The 14,741-nt window shown below is 68.6% G+C and carries 15 protein-coding genes; 10 read left to right on the plus strand and 5 right to left on the minus strand.

Features of this window, described 5'->3' with window-relative positions:
- Positions 1 to 55 precede the first annotated feature (55 nt).
- A complete protein-coding gene (locus LK409_RS04305; RefSeq protein WP_226376510.1) occupies positions 56 to 340 on the minus strand; it encodes a tripartite tricarboxylate transporter substrate-binding protein in 285 nt (94 codons plus the stop codon).
- A 105-nt stretch (positions 341 to 445) separates the two neighbouring features.
- Between LK409_RS04305 and LK409_RS04310 the strand changes: the two genes are divergently transcribed.
- The 7 genes from LK409_RS04310 (at position 446) to LK409_RS04340 (ending at position 8,045) form a co-directional block, all read left to right on the plus strand.
- Positions 446 to 1,273: a tripartite tricarboxylate transporter substrate binding protein gene (locus LK409_RS04310; RefSeq protein ID WP_226376511.1), complete on the plus strand. Its 828-nt coding sequence runs from the start codon at positions 446 to 448 to the stop codon at positions 1,271 to 1,273.
- Positions 1,274 to 1,401: 128 nt separating this feature from the next.
- Positions 1,402 to 2,655, plus strand: coding sequence for a CaiB/BaiF CoA transferase family protein (locus LK409_RS04315; protein WP_010927952.1), 1,254 nt, complete (start codon positions 1,402 to 1,404; stop codon positions 2,653 to 2,655).
- 779 nt (positions 2,656 to 3,434) lie between these two features.
- Positions 3,435 to 3,800, plus strand: a complete 366-nt coding sequence (locus tag LK409_RS04320; RefSeq protein WP_226376512.1) for a thiolase C-terminal domain-containing protein — start codon at positions 3,435 to 3,437, stop codon at positions 3,798 to 3,800.
- A 23-nt stretch (positions 3,801 to 3,823) separates the two neighbouring features.
- Positions 3,824 to 4,240 (plus strand): Zn-ribbon domain-containing OB-fold protein, encoded by a 417-nt coding sequence (locus LK409_RS04325; protein WP_010927953.1) that lies wholly within the window; start codon positions 3,824 to 3,826, stop codon positions 4,238 to 4,240.
- 15 nt (positions 4,241 to 4,255) lie between these two features.
- Entirely contained in the window at positions 4,256 to 5,161 is a 906-nt protein-coding gene (locus tag LK409_RS04330; RefSeq protein WP_010927954.1) for an amidohydrolase family protein, read from the plus strand.
- Positions 5,158 to 6,510 carry an MmgE/PrpD family protein gene (locus LK409_RS04335; protein WP_010927955.1) on the plus strand — a complete coding sequence of 451 codons (1,353 nt, stop codon included), beginning with the start codon at positions 5,158 to 5,160 and terminating at the stop codon, positions 6,508 to 6,510. Before LK409_RS04330 ends, LK409_RS04335 begins: the two co-directional genes overlap by 4 nt.
- 11 nt (positions 6,511 to 6,521) lie before the next feature.
- Complete coding sequence (locus LK409_RS04340) at positions 6,522 to 8,045, plus strand: NAD-dependent succinate-semialdehyde dehydrogenase (RefSeq protein WP_076879802.1); 1,524 nt, start codon at positions 6,522 to 6,524, stop codon at positions 8,043 to 8,045.
- Here the strand turns inward: LK409_RS04340 and LK409_RS04345 are convergent.
- The 3 genes from LK409_RS04345 to LK409_RS04355 form a co-directional block, all read right to left on the minus strand.
- Complete coding sequence (locus LK409_RS04345; protein WP_226376513.1) at positions 8,038 to 8,673, minus strand: LysR substrate-binding domain-containing protein; 636 nt, start codon at positions 8,671 to 8,673, stop codon at positions 8,038 to 8,040. The genes LK409_RS04340 and LK409_RS04345 overlap by 8 nt on opposite strands.
- Positions 8,674 to 8,733: 60 nt before the next feature.
- Positions 8,734 to 8,964: a LysR family transcriptional regulator gene (locus LK409_RS04350; RefSeq protein ID WP_226376514.1), complete on the minus strand. Its 231-nt coding sequence runs from the start codon at positions 8,962 to 8,964 to the stop codon at positions 8,734 to 8,736.
- 72 nt (positions 8,965 to 9,036) lie between these two features.
- Entirely contained in the window at positions 9,037 to 10,098 is a 1,062-nt protein-coding gene (locus LK409_RS04355; RefSeq protein ID WP_010927957.1) for an amidohydrolase family protein, read from the minus strand.
- Positions 10,099 to 10,291: 193 nt separating this feature from the next.
- On the opposite strand from LK409_RS04355, the gene LK409_RS04360 reads away from it, so the two are divergent.
- Entirely contained in the window at positions 10,292 to 11,281 is a 990-nt protein-coding gene (locus tag LK409_RS04360) for a Bug family tripartite tricarboxylate transporter substrate binding protein (RefSeq protein ID WP_010927958.1), read from the plus strand.
- 147 nt (positions 11,282 to 11,428) lie between these two features.
- Complete coding sequence (locus tag LK409_RS04365) at positions 11,429 to 12,499, plus strand: FUSC family protein (protein WP_010927959.1); 1,071 nt, start codon at positions 11,429 to 11,431, stop codon at positions 12,497 to 12,499.
- A gap of 46 nt (positions 12,500 to 12,545) precedes the next feature.
- Here LK409_RS04365 and pdxR read toward each other — a convergent pair whose 3' ends face one another.
- The gene (gene pdxR / locus LK409_RS04370; protein ID WP_010927960.1) at positions 12,546 to 14,030 is read right to left on the minus strand and encodes a MocR-like pyridoxine biosynthesis transcription factor PdxR; all 1,485 of its coding nucleotides are present in this window, start codon (positions 14,028 to 14,030) and stop codon (positions 12,546 to 12,548) included.
- 80 nt (positions 14,031 to 14,110) lie between these two features.
- On the opposite strand from pdxR, the gene LK409_RS04375 reads away from it, so the two are divergent.
- The gene (locus tag LK409_RS04375; RefSeq protein ID WP_010927961.1) at positions 14,111 to 14,734 is read left to right on the plus strand and encodes an FMN-binding negative transcriptional regulator; all 624 of its coding nucleotides are present in this window, start codon (positions 14,111 to 14,113) and stop codon (positions 14,732 to 14,734) included.
- Positions 14,735 to 14,741: the final 7 nt, after the last annotated feature.

Genomic DNA, 14,741 nt, shown 5'->3' on the forward strand with positions numbered 1-14,741 from the left:
CAAGGCGGGCCGCCGGGGCCTCGCGCGGCGAAGCGCAGAGCCCCGGGGCACAGGCTCATTCCAGCCGGATATCTCCGGCCACGATCACCTCGCGCCACTTGACGACCTCGTCGCGCACCAGCGCCGCCAATTGCCGCGGCGTGCCGGGGCCGGGGTCCGCGCCCTGTTCGGCGAAGCGGCGCTGCAGGTCGGGGTCGGCCAGCGCGCGATTGGTGGCTGCGTTGATGGCCGCGATGGCGGCCGGCGGCGTGCCGGTGGGCGCATACAAGGCGAAGAAGGACGTGACGTCGAAGCCGGGCAGGGTTTCGGCCACGGTGGGAACGTCGGGCAGCGAGTTCACGCGGCGGCCGCTCCCGCCGCCGCCACGGACTGGACGCCCGATCGCCCGCTGCGCATCGTTTCGCCGTATGCGGCGGCCGGCACCAACGACCTGCTGGCGCGCCTGATGGCGCAGAAGCTGGGCGAGCGGCTGGGCAAGAGCATCGTGGTGGAAAACCGCGCCGGCGCCAACGGCATCATCGGCGCCGAGTACGTGGCCAAGATGCCGGGCGACGGCTACACCATGCTGATGGGAAATTCCGCCACGCATGGAATCAATCCTAATCTGTACGCCAAGCTGTCCTATGACGCGGACAAGGATTTCACGCTCATCGGCCTGATCGCCTCGGTTCCGCTGCTGCTGGTGGTGGGCCCCAAGGTCGAGGCCGACTCCCTGCAGGATCTGATCGCGCTGAGCAAATCCAGGCCGGGCCAGATCAGCTTCGCCTCCTCGGGCGTGGGGTCTTCGCCGCAACTGGCGGGCGAGCTCTTCAAGAGCATCTCGGGCCTGGACATCATCCACGTTCCGTACAAGGGCGATTCGCCCGCGCTGACCGACGTGCTGGGCGGCCAGGTGACGATGATGTTCGCCAACATCCCGTCGGCGCTGCCGATGGTGCGCGCCGGCAAGCTGAAGGCGCTGGCGATGACCGGGGCGGCCCGTACGTCCGCCGCGCCGGAGATCCCGACCATGGCCGAGGCCGGCCTGCCCGGGGTGGAAATCAGCGCCTGGTATGGCCTGATGGCGCCCGCCGGCCTGCCATCCCCGGTGCTGGCACGTCTGAACACCGAGTTGAACGCGGTGCTCCAGCAGCCGGATGTGCAGACCCGCATCCGCGAGCTGGGCGCCGAGCCGGCCCAGCCCGGTCCGCCGGCGCAATTCCAGCAGTTCGTCGATGCCGAACTGGCCAAGTACGGCAAGGTCATCAAGACGGCGGGCATCGCTCCCGAGTAATGCCAGGCGGTTCCCGCCCGGCCGCCTTTTCTCCCCCAACCGGTTTTCAGCCCGCTGGCGCCTTGCGCCGCGCGGGCCGGGACAGTGCAGCCTTTTTTTCGCAACAACGCATCAATCAAAGGAAGATCATGAGCAAGGGACCTCTGCAAGGAATACGCGTCCTGGATTTCACCCGGTTCCTGGCGGGACCTTACGCCACCATGCTGATGGCGGACCTGGGCGCCGACGTAGTCAAGATCGAGGAGCCCGGCGGCGACCATACCCGCACCAGCGGGCCGTATCTGGACGCAGCGACCAAGGACCAGGATATCGGCGGCTTTTTCAACAGCCTGAACCGCAGCAAGCACGGTATCTGCATCGACCTGAAGTCGCCGGGCGGCCGCGACCTGGTGCTGCGCATGGTCAAGGACGTCGACGTGGTGGTGGAGAACTTCCGCGGCGGCGTCATGGAGAAATACGGGCTGGATTATGAAACGCTGTCGAGGATCAATCCGCGCCTGGTCTATGCATCGGTGCGCGGCTTCGGCGACCGGCGCACCCTGGGCAAGCACTATCCGGAGCGGCCGACCGTGGACCTGTTGGTGCAGGCCGTCTCGGGCATCATGGGCATCACCGGTTCGGCCGATGGCCAGGTCTACAAGATCGGCCCGGGCGTGGGCGACATCTTCCCCGGCACGATGTGCCTGGTAGGAATCCTGGCCGCCCTGCAATGGCGCGAGCGTTCAGGGGAAGGCCAGTACGTCGATACGTCGATGTACGACTGCATGCTTTCGCTGTGCGAGCGCATGCTGTATCAGCATTCCTATACCGGCGAAATTCCCGGGCCCATGGGCAACGCGCATCCGTTCTCGGCGCCGTACACCATGTACCCGGCCGCCGACGGCAACTTCGTGGTGGCGGCACCCAACGACAAATTCTGGCGGCGTATCGCCACCGCGATCGGCCAGCCCGAACTGGGCGCCGACCCGCGTTTCGCCACGCGCGCCGCGCGCCGCGAACACCGCGGCGAAATCGACGACATCATGCGGGCATGGTCCAGCGTGCGCAAGCGCGACGACGTCATGGCCGCCTTGCTGGGCCACGACGTACTGGCGGCGCCCGTGAACAACGCGGCCGATATCTTCGCCGACCCGGAGGTGCGCAAGCGCCGCATGCTGGTCGACATCGACCCCTACCCGCATGCCCCGCGCAAGGTGCAGGTGGCCGGCACGCCCTTGAAGTTCACCAAGACCGAAACCCAGCCGCAGCGGCGTGCGCCGCTGGTGGGCGAGCACACCCACGACGTCCTGACGCGCATGTTCGGCCTGAGCGCCGCGGAGGTGGCGGCCCTGGAGCGGGACGCGATCGTTTCGCGCCGCGAACCCGAGTCCGCCGGAGCGTGACACGAGCAACCGCAAAACCAATCCGTTGTACGCCTTGAAGGACCGCTATGCGGTGGTCGGCGTGGGCACCACGCCGTATGGCAGTTTTCCCGAGCTGGACGAATACGGCCTGGGCGCATGGGCGTTCAAGAACGCCATCGATGATTGCGGCCTGGACAAGAATCTGGTCGACGGCCTGGGCGTCTGCCGCGTACCGTCGTACACCCGCATGGGCGAGGTGCTGGGGCTGAATCCGCGCTGGACCCTGACCCTGCCCGCGCATGGCCGCATGTCCGGCATTTCCATCGTCGAGGCGGTGGCAGCGCTCAATGCGGGGCTGACCGATTACGTCGCGCTGATCTATACCAATATCGGACGCTCCAGGCGTGTCAACTACGGTGGCGACGAAAGCCCCAACATCTGGAATCCGTGGGGCTTCACCTCGCCGGGCGCCGGCCATGCGCTGATGTTCCAACGCCATGCGCAACAGTATGGCACCACGGGGCGCGACCTGGCGGAAGTGGCGATGGCCTTTCGCCACCACGCCTGCCTGAACCCCGACGCCGTGATGAAGACCCCCATCACGGTCGACGACCACGAAAATTCGCGGCACATCGCCGCGCCGCTGCGCCTGTTGGATTACTGCCTGATCAACGACGGCGCGGTCTGCCTGATCCTGACCTCCACCGAGCGCGCGCGACCTGAAGCGTCCGCCGGTCAGGATTTCCGGCATCGGCGCGCGCGAGACCTACGTCGAGTCTTCGCTGCCGAATTTTTCCAGCGACTTCTGGTACGACGCCTTGCAGGACACCGCGGCCGAGGTCTACGGGATGGCGGGAATAGGGCCCCAGGATGTGGATGCCCTGATGTGCTACGACAACTTCAGCCCCACGGTGCTGTTCAGCCTGGAGGGCATGGGTTTCTGCGGCCGCGGCGAGGGTGGCGCCTTCGTGCGCGACGGCCGCTTGAAACTGGGTGGCGGCCTGCCCACCAACACGGACGGCGGCCATCTTTCCAATTCGTACATGCAGGGATGGGGCCTGAATGCGGAGGCCGTGCGCCAGGCGCGCGGCGACGGCGGCGAACGCCAGGTGCCCGGTTGCCGCGTCGTGCAGTACGTGGCGGCGACGCCGTGCACCCGTTCCATCATCTACACGGCCGACTGACGCGCCGCCACGAGGATACACCTATGACGCCTGGTTTTCCCCTACCCAAGCCCGACGTGCTGAGCCGGCCGTTCTGGGATTTTGCGCAGCGCGGCGTGCTGTCGCTGCAACGCTGTCGGCATTGCGGCGACGTGCATTTTCCCGCTGCCCCCGTATGCCCGGCCTGTCTTTCCGAACAGCAGGAATGGGTGCCCGCCAGCGGCCGCGGAACCCTGTTTTCGTGGTGCGAGTTCCACAAGGGCTATTGGGACTCGGTGGCCAGTCTGCTGCCATACCGCGTCGCCGTGATCAAGCTGAACGAAGGCCCGCTGCTGATCAGCAACCTGGTGGATGTGGCGGATTGCGCCGCCTTGCGGGCCGACGCGCCGGTGGAAGTGGTGTTCCGCCCGGTATCGGCCGATATCAACCTGCCGGTGTTCCGGCTGCGCCATGCTTACTGAGATGAGGTTTACCGTATGAATGCGAGTGCCGAACCCCTGCTCGAATCGCAGGAGCCGCTGTCTGCCTATACGCCGCCGGCGTTCGAGGTGCCCCCGGGCGCCTGCGATACCCATGCCCATATCTTCGGGCCCGTTTCCCGTTATCCGCTCGATCCCAAGCGCACCTTCAACCCGCCGCGCGCCGGCATCGACGATTATCGGCGCCTGCTGTCCACGCTGGGGCTGGAGCGCGCGGTGATCGTGCACTCCGGCGCTTACGGAACCGATATCTCGGTGACGCGCGATGCCTTGCTGGCCTCCGAAGGAAAGTGGCGCGGCATCGCGCTGGTCGATCGCGACGTCACGCGCGACGCGTTGGCCGATATGCATGCTGCGGGCTTTCGCGGCGTGCGCTTCAATTTCATCTTCGGGCACAGGAACGAGGAAGACGATGTCCTGGAGATCGCGCGGCGTATCGCGGAATTCGGGTGGCATATCCAGCTGCTGGTCGATGCGCGCACCTTGCCGGACTTGCTTCCGTTGATCCGACGTCTGCCGGTGATGGTCGTGATCGACCACATCGGCCGCATGCCGACTTCCGCCGGTATCGGCGACCCCGGCTTCCAGGCCCTGCTGGGCCTGCTGCGCGAGCGACGTTGCTGGGTAAATCTTTCCGGCGCCAACCGCATGGGCGACCCCACGCCGCCCTATGCCAGCGTGGTGCCGTTCGCCCATGCGCTGGTCGATGCCGGCGCGGATCACCTGGTCTGGGGCACCGACTGGCCCCACGTCCGCGAGCCGGGCGCCATCCCCGACGACGGCGGCCTGCTCAACCTGCTGCAGCTGTGGGTGCCCGACCGGCGCCTGCGCAACGCCATCCTCAGCGACAACCCCGCCCGCCTGTACGGCTTTGCGCCGGGCGGCAAGGAGCCCCAGCCATGACACCCACCGCAATCGAGAAGATCGCCGTTTTCGTCGCCGGTTTCGACCCGGCCGGCGCCACGCTCTCCGCCCGCCATGTCGCCGCGCGCGCCCTGTACGACACGATCGCGGTGGCGATCGCCGGCGCCGACGAACCGGCGTCGCGGTTGATGATGGATTACGCCCGCGGCCAGAGCGCGCCGGGCATGGCCACTGTCTGGGCCACCGGCGATCGCCTGCCGGTGGAGCTGGCGGCCCTGGTGAACGGCATCATGGGGCATGCGCTGGATTTCGACGATGTGAGTTCGCCCTTGCGCGGGCATCCCAGCGTTGCGATCTTTCCGGCGTTGATGGCGCTGGGCGAGAGCCGGGGCGTGAGCGGCAAGGCGCTGCTCGACGCCTATCTGGCGGGCTTCGAGGTCACCATCAAGCTGGCGCGCGCCATCGTGGACGACCAATATGCCAAGGGGTGGCATTCGACGCCGTCGATCGCGGCGTTCGGCGCCACCGACGCGTGCGGCCGGCTGTTGGGGCTGGACGCTGCGCGCATCGCGCATGCCATGGGCATCCTGGTCTCGCAGGTGGCCGGCACGCGGCAGAACTTCGGCACCATGTCCAAGCCGTTCCAGGCAGGGCAGGCCAACGTGATGGCGCTGCGCGCGGCGTTGCTGGCCGAGCTGGGTTTCGATGCGTCGATGTCCGCTATGGACGGCCCCCATGGCTATACGGTGCTGTATGCCGACGGGCAGGACATCCATGCGCAGTTCGACACCCTGGGTCAATTGCCCCTGGAAATCGACGCGGCCGGCATCGAGGTAAAGAAGTATCCCCTCTGCTATGCCACCCACCGGGCCATCCAGGGGATTCTCGACCTGCGCAAGCAGCAGTCGCTGGCATTCGCCGAGGTGGAACGGGTCGAGGTGAAGACCAACTACCGCGCGACCGTGCCGCTGATCTACGACCGGCCGCAAACCGGACTGGAGGCCAAGTTCAGCATGCACTACGCCGTGGCCGCCGCCTTGCATGACGGCGCGGTCAACCTTGCCAGCTTCGAGGATGCAGCCGTGCGGCGTCCCGCTATCCAGGCCTTCTTCGAGAAAGTGGAGCTGAGCCAGGGCGAACCGCCCATGTTCCCGCGCTGGGCGGAAGTTGTGGTGCATTTGCGCGACGGGGTCAGCCATCGCATACGCGTGGAAGGCCTGCGCGGCAGCGCGCAATTTCCGCTCAGCGACGCAGAGCTGGTGGAAAAGGGCGCGGCCTGTCTGGCACACGGCAAGGTTGCGTTGTCCGCCGAGCGCCTGGCGCGCGCCTGCTTCGAGCTGGACGCAGCGCCGCTGCAGGCCTTGCTGGAGGTCCTGCGATCCGCCTAGCGGGTTACGCCATGCCCGGCCGTGGGTGCGTCCCACGGTTTTTTTCTTCTGATTCGATCGATATGACCATTTCGCCCCTGCAGTTGTTGAACGACCCGTCCTTGTTGCGTACCGACGCCCTGGTGGACGGCCGCTGGATAGCCGCGAGCCAGCGCTTCGCCGTGCACGACCCGGCCACGGGCCGCAAACTTGCCGACGTAGCCAACCTCGACGCCGCCCACGCGCGCGAGGCCATCGCCGCCGCGCAGGCGGCATGGCCGGCCTGGCGCGCGCGCACGGTCAAGGAGCGCAGCGCCATCCTGCGCAAATGGTTCGACCTGCTGCTGGCGAACCAGGACGACCTGGCTCGGTTGCTGACGGCCGAGCAAGGCAAGCCGTTTGGCGAGGCCCGCGGCGAGATCGCCTATGCGGCCAGCTTCGTCGAATGGTTCGCCGAAGAGGCCAAGCGCATCAACGGCGAGACCTTGCCGGCCTTCGACAACAATCGCCGCCTGCTGGTGCTGCGCGAACCCATCGGCGTGTGCGCGGCGATCACGCCGTGGAATTTCCCGCTGGCAATGATTACGCGCAAGGTCGCGCCAGCGCTGGCCGCCGGCTGCCCGGTCATCGTCAAGCCCGCCGAACACACGCCGCTCACCGCGCTGGCCGCCGCCCAGCTCGCCGTGCGCGCCGGCGTGCCGGCCGGCGTGCTGGGCGTGCTGCCCGCCGACGGCGCCAACAGCATCGCCATCGGCAAGGAATTGTGCGCCAACGATGCGGTCCGCCACCTCAGCTTCACCGGGTCCACCGAGGTGGGGCGCATCCTGATGGCGCAAAGCGCCGCCACGGTGAAGAAGCTGTCGCTGGAGCTGGGAGGCAACGCGCCCTTTATCGTGTTCGACGATGCCGATCTCGACAGCGCCGTCGAGGGCGCGATGCAAAGCAAGTACCGCAATGCGGGACAGACGTGCGTGTGCGCCAACCGCATCTATGTGCAGGATGGCGTCTACGACGCCTTCGTCGAGAAGCTGGCGGACGCGGTCCGGGCCTTGAAGGTCGGGCCGGGCTTCGACGAGGGCGTCACGCAGGGGCCCTTGATCGAACCGGAGGCCGTCGACAAGATCGAACGGCACATCGAGGACGCCGTGTCCAAGGGCGGCAGGGTGGTGGCGGGAGGCCGGCGGCTGGGCGGGCTGTTCTTCGAGCCGACGGTGCTGGTCGACGCCACCTCGCAGATGCTGTGCGCGCGCGAGGAAACCTTCGGCCCGCTCGCGCCGGTATTTCGCTTCCACGCCGACGAGGATGCCATCGCTGCTGCCAACGCCACGGAGTTCGGTCTGGCCAGCTATCTGTACAGCCGCGACGTGGGCCGGATATTCCGGGCCGCCGAAGCCCTGGAGTCGGGCATGGTGGGCGTCAATGTCGGCATATTGGCGACCGAGCACGTGCCGTTCGGGGGCGTCAAGCAATCCGGCCTGGGGCGCGAAGGCGGCCGGCACGGCATCGACGATTACGTCGAGATCAAATACATGTGCGTGGGCGACATTCTCAAATAGCCGCGGGCGGCGCCTGCAGGCCTTGCGCGGCCTGCAGCACCACCGAGCGCAGCCATTTGTGGCCGACGTCCTTGTGGCTGCGTTCGTGCCAGTAGGCGCCATAGCGCATGCGCGGCAGCCGCAGCGGCACTTCCAGTATCTGGATGGGCTGTTGCGCGGCGAAGGCGCGCGCCAGCACCAGGGGCAGCACGGCGAGCAGGTCGCTGCCGGTGATGGTATAGGGGATGGTCAGGAAGTTCTGCACCAGGAAGGGGGGCGCCAGCTTTTTGCCCAATAGCTCCACCGCTTCGTCGATGACCCGCCCCGACATGTTGCGTCCCATGCCCCAGGGCCGCGCGTGCGGATAGCGCAGGAAGTCGGCCAGGCTGAGCGTGCCGTCGAGCGCCGGATGGCCGCGATCCGCGATGCAGACGATGCGGTCCTGGAACAGCTGCATCGAACGCAGCGATTGCGCCGGCTTGCGCAGCCAGGCGATGCGCAGGTCCACCTCACCGCTTTCCAGCAATTCGTAGGCCCGCTCGGGATCCGGCGCGCGCACCTCGACGCGGATGTTCGGCGCATGCGCGCGCAAGTGACGGAAGATCGGGGGCATCAGCAGATGCTCCGCATACTCGGGCGCCGACAGCACGAAGTGGCGCTCCGAAACGGACGGATCGAAGGGCTGCGGGCGGTGGGCGAGGGCATCGTACTAGGCCAGCAGGCGGCGCACGCGGGCCTCGATCTCGCTGGCGCGGTCCGTGGGGACCATGCCGGCGCGCGAACGCAGCAGCAGCGGGTCATCGAACAATATGCGCAGGCGCGCCAGCGCGCGGCTGACCGCAGGCTGGCTGACGTCCAGGCGGTCGGCGGTACGCGATACGCTGCGCTCGCTCATCAGCACCAGCAGGGTCCGCAGCAGCTTGATGTCGATATTGTCCATGGCGGGGATTGTAGGCGCGGCCGGGACTGGTCGCGGCAATCCTTTGCGGGGCGTCTGGCGCATGGCGGATGCTCAGGGCTGGGGCGGCAGCCGGTAGACGCGGCGGGCCGTGCCGGCGAACAGCTGCGCCTTTTCCTGCGCCGAGCACTGCGCCGCCAGCCGCTTGAACGCGTTCCACAGCACGGCATAGGACAGCATGCCCTTGTCGACGCTGAAATTGCTCTCGAACATGCAGCGGCCGGCGCCGAAAAGTTCGATGCACGCCTCGATATACGGACGCCAGGCATGGGCCAGCTGCCGGGAGTCCGGCGGCTCGGCAAGCAGGTGGAAGTCCAGTCCGCTGAAGTGCATGGCCAGCCCGCCCAGCTTGACGTTGACATTGGGGCAGGCGGCCAGCGCGCGCATCGCCGCGTGCCAATGGGCGTAGACCGCGTCGCGGCGGCCGGCGTAGGGGCCGATGCCCAGCGGCCCCCCGGCGTGGTCGACCACGATGACGGTCTGCGGGAAGGCACGCGCCAGGTCCAGCACTTCGTGCAACTGGGTGTGAAAGGCCCAGGCGTCGTACGACAGGCCCAGCGGCGCCAGTTCGGCAAAACCCTCGCGAAAGCGCGGCGCCATCAGCAGGTGCTCGGGCACCTTGCCGGAATTGGGCTGGATGTGCGGGCTGGCGTGGGCGGCCGTCATGCAGCGTATGCCGCGCAGGCGTTGCGGCGCCGCGTTCAGGTGTGCCTGCAGCACCGGCCGGACCGCCGCGCCCAGCGACAGGTCGGCATAGGCGACGATGCCGGCACAGGCGCGCAGGCGGCCGTACAGCCCGCTGGCGCTTTGCGCGCCGACGCCATTGGCGAACTCGGTCTCGCCCACGGGCCGCATCGCCGCCGGGCCGTCGCAGCGGTACATCGAACGGCATTGCACGTATACGGTGGCGAGCACGTTGTGCCCGGTCTGCAGGTCGGCGCGCAATTCGTCGAACAGATAGCGCTGGCCCGGGCGGTCCCACAGATGATGGTGGGCGTCGACGATGGGCAAGCCGGGTTCCAGCACGGGTTCGCGGCGCATTGCCAGCCAGCCGGGGCGGATGGGGATTTCAGGCGGCGCGTAGCGAGGCGGGGCGTCGGGGTCGGCGATGTCCATGCAGGCTTGGGGATGGCGGACGGTCGGGCCATTATTCGCGGCGCATGGCGCAGATGCAATCGTTGACCCGCATTACGCCGCAAAGTGAGCAAGAACGTACAAGGTGGGCAACGCAGGGTTGGCCAGAATCGCGGTTACCGGCAAAGCGCGCCGCGCGCTGCCGCATCGGTCCATAACGAAAAGAGGTCCTACCATGGCATTCAAACAACAGCTGCGCGGTCTGCTGGGCAGCCTGGCCTGCGGCGTGCTGCTGGCCCTGCAGCCGGCGGCCGCCGAGCCGACCTACCCCTCCCGGCCCATCCGGCTGATCGTGCCGTTCGCGCCCGGCGGCACCACCGATGCGGTAGCGCGCGCCGTCGCCACCAAGCTGGGACAGACGCTGAACCAGTCCATCGTGGTGGAGAACCGGGCAGGCGCCGGCGGCAGCATCGGCACGGACTTCGTCGCCAAGGCGCGGCCCGATGGCTATACGCTGCTGCTGGGATCGGCGGGCCCGCTATCGGTGAACCCGACGCTGTATCCCAATCTGCCCTACGATCCCACGCGCGACTTCACGCCGGTCGGCATGATCTGCACCTCGGCGCTGGTGCTGGTGACCTCCTCGGCGTCGGGCATCGCGTCGACCGCGGACTTGATACGCCAGGCCAAGGCGAACCCCGGCTCGCTGACCTTCTCGACCGCCGGGGTGGGCGGCGCCAGCCACATTGCCGCCGAACTGTTCGCTTCCATGGCCGGCATCAAGGCCACGCACGTTCCCTACCGGGGCTCGGGTCCGGCCACCGTGGCGGCGGTGGCGGGCGAAACCTCGTTCACCTTTACCGGACAGACGGCGGCCTGGCCCATGGTGCAGGCCGGCAAGCTGCGCGCCCTGGGCGTGGGCAGCCGCGAGCGCAGCGCCGAGCATCCCGAGGTGCCTACCGTCGCGGAAAGCGGCCCGGTTCCCGGCTACGAGGCGCTGGACTGGAACGTCATCATGGCGCCGCCTGGCACGCCCGAGACCGTCGTGCGTGCGCTGTCCGACGGCCTGGACCGCATCCTGGACGATCCCGAGCTGCGCGCATCATTCGTCCAGCAGGGCATTGCGATACGCAAGGGCACGGCCGCGGACGTGCAGGCGCTGATGCGGCACGACATCGCCAAATGGGCCAAGGTCATCAAAGAGGCCGACATCGAAACGCAATAGGACGGCCGCGCGGGCAGGGGGCCGCGCAGTATCATGGCTGGTCGCCAGCTCCGCATCGATCCCATGGCTTCCAGGAAACTCTCCGCCGCAAGAAAAACCGCGCCCAGGCCGCCGCAAGGCGGGCGCAAGGCCTCGCGCGGCCAGTCCGTGCGCCACCTGCTTGCCGGCAACCAGCTCCGGCAGAGCCTGCTGATTGCCCAGCCGGCCTCGGTCCGGGTGGCGCTGGTCGCGGGCCTGCAGGCGGGGCTGGCAATTTTCGTGGCGCTGGTCAGCGCGCATTTGTCGCCCTGGCCGCATCTGGTCGGGTTTTCCGCCCTTGGCGGGCTGGCGGCGCTGTTCGGGCGCTTCGCATCGGCGCAGGGCCGCCAGCGTATCGTGATGGTCTGCGGCCTGCTGCTGGTGGCGGGCGTGCTGGTGCCGTCGCTGGCCACTTATGCGGGGGCGGGCGCGTTGTCCATGGTGCTGCTGCTGGCGCTGTCCGCCGGACTGTATACGCTGGCCGTGTGGCGCTGGGGGCTGACCGGCGGGCCGGGCGCGGTCATTTTCGTGTTCGCGGTGGGCGCGGCCCTGGCGCCCGTGGATTCGGCGGCGGCGGTCATGGAACGGACCCTGGCCACCGCCTGGGGCGCGCTGGTGGCCTGGCTGGCCTGCGCCTTGACCGACCGCTTGCGGCCGCACGGCGCCGTGGCGATGGCGGCCGCGCCCTTGCCGCTGCTATCGTTGCAGCTGATGGTCGCCGGACGCATCGCGGTGGGGGCGGGCGCCGCGGCCCTGATCATTTTCTGGGCCGGCTGGCAGTACCCCGCGTGGGCGGCGATCGGCGCCGCGGCGGTGATGCAGGGCACGCACCTGCACCTGACGATGAACCGCTCCCTGCAGCGCATGGCCGGCACCATCGTCGGCGCCTGCATCGTGTGGGCCGTCCTGGCGCAGGACCCGTCGTTCTGGACGCTGGTGGCGGCGGTGGTGCTATGCCAGGTCATCACGGAAGTGACCATCGGCTTCAACTATGCGCTGGGCCAGGTCACGGTGACGCCGATGGCGCTGCTGATGACCTATATGGCCTCGCCCGCGCCGGCCAGCAACATGCCGGTGGAGCGGGTGGTCGACACCATCGTGGGCGCGGCGATCGGCATCGTCTTCGCCGTGATCTTTTCCACCGTCGACGACCGCGTCCACCTGGCGCGCCGCTACCGCAAGCTGCGGATCTGGCGCTAGGGCAAGGCTGCTGCGCCTCGTCCGGCCGGGTCGCGCGAGCTTGCCATCAGTCCTTCGTGCGCCCGATGGCCGCGGCCAGGATGGCGATGCCTTGCCGGATCTGTTCGACGTCCAGGCTGGCGTAGCCCAGGATGAGGCCGGCGGGGCGGTGGGCCTGGCCGACGCCGGCCGGGGCATGCAGCGGCGCCAGCGGATACACGCCCACGCCCATCTCGCGCGCCGTCGCCACCAGCGCCGGCTCGTCGCGCGCGTCCAGCCCGGGCAGCCACAGCACCACGTGCAGGCCGGCCGCCGTGCCGTCGACCCGGGCGCCTTGCGGCAATTCCCGCGCGATGGCCTCGAGCAGCGCCGTGCGGCGGCGTTCGTTGTCGCGGCGCATGCGGCGCACATGGCGCTCGTAGACGCTGCTATCGATCAGCGATGCCAGGACTTGTTGGTCCAGCGCCGGCGCGTGCCGGTCGGCCAGCCGCTTGGCTTGCCGGAACACCTCGACGAGGTGGCGCGGCAGCACCATGTAGTCCAGCCGCAGACGTGGCGACAGGGCCTTGGAGACGGTGCCGACATAGATCACCCGGCCATCGGTGTCGATGGATTGCAAGGCGTCGATGGGACGTTGTCCGTAGCGGAATTCGCCGTCGTAGTCGTCCTCGACGATCCAGGCATCGTGGCGCCGGACCCATTGCAGCAGTTGCCGGCGGCGGCCGATGGGCAGTACGCCGCCGAGCGGGAACTGGTGCGATGGCGTGACGTAGGCCAGCCGCACGCGCGCGGTGTCGGGCAGCTGTTCGGTGTCGAGGCCGTGCTCGTCCACGTCGACCGGCAGCAGGCGCGCGCCGGTGGCCGCGAAGCAGTGTCGCGCCATCAGGTAACCGGGGTTCTCGAAGACGAAGTCGTCGCCGGCATCCAGCAGCAGCCGTGCGCACAGGTCGATGGCCTGTTGCGAACCCTGCACGATGAGGATCTGTCCGGGTTCACAGGCTATCCCGCGCGCGCGCCGCAGGTAGCCCTGCAGCGCGCGGCGCAGCGCCGGCTCGCCCTCGGGCGGGGCGTAGCTCAGGCTGTGCGGCGGGCGCTGCAGGGCCTGCTGATAGGCGCGCTTCCAGGCCAGGCTGGGAAAGTCGCGCGAGGCCAGCGCGCCGTAGAGGAAGTCGTAACGCACCGGCGGATGCGACAGCGGCGCCGGCGTGCCGATATTTGCCACGCGCCGGCCCCAGGCGGACAGGGTGAGCGGGCGGCCGGCCGGCGGGCTGGCGGGCGTCGCGTCGGGGTCGGGCGCGGCCAGGGGGCTGGCGAGGCGGGCGGCGCGGCCAGGGGCGGTATCCAGGAATCCTTCGGCCGCGAGCTGTTCGTAGACGGCGGTGACCGTGGTGCGCGAGACGCCGAGCTCGGCGGCCAGGGCGCGGGTCGATGGCAGCGGCGCGCGGGCGGCCAGCGTGCCGTCGGCGATCTGGCCGCGCAGCAAGTCGTAGATGCGTCGGCCCGCCCCGTTGGGACCGCTGGGGCGGCTGGCGGGCTTGCCTGACTGGCCCATTTAAATACCTTTGAACTGGATCTTTTCATTATGCCGGTTTGGCGCCACAGTGACGCTATCCATTTTTTCGGCTGCCCGCCATGTATCTGCCCGCCCATTTCGCCGAAACCCGGCCCGAGGAACTTGCCCGCATCATCCGCGCGCATCCGCTTGGCATGCTGGTCACCCAGGACGCCCAGGGGCTGGACGCCGACCACCTGCCGTTCGAGTTCGATCCCGACGCCGGGCCGCATGGCACGCTGATCGCCCACGTGGCGCGCGCCAATACGCTATGGCAGCGCTGTCCCGACGGGGCGGCGGTGATGGTCGTGTTCCGCGGGGCCGAGGGCTATATCTCGCCCAACTGGTATCCCAGCAAGCACGAGGCGCATCGGCAGGTGCCCACCTGGAACTACGAGGTGGTGCATGCGCACGGTACGCTGGCGGTGCGCGACGACGAGCGCTTCGTGCGCGGCGTGGTCGCACGGCTGACGCGCCGGCACGAGGCGGGCGAGTCGCGGCCCTGGAAGATGACGGACTCCACGCCGGAGTACATCGATAGCATGCTGCGCAATATCGTGGGCATCGAAGTCGCCATCACGTCGTTGGTCGGCAAGCGCAAGCTGAGCCAGAACAAGGACGAGCGCGATCGCCTGGGCGCGGTCCAGGCGCTGCAGGCGCGTGGCCAGGACGCGCTGGCGCAGAGCATGGCGCGGGCCGAATGAAGCGGGC

The sequence above is a fragment of the Bordetella parapertussis genome (assembly GCF_020735925.1).
Taxonomy (GTDB): domain Bacteria; phylum Pseudomonadota; class Gammaproteobacteria; order Burkholderiales; family Burkholderiaceae_B; genus Bordetella; species Bordetella pertussis.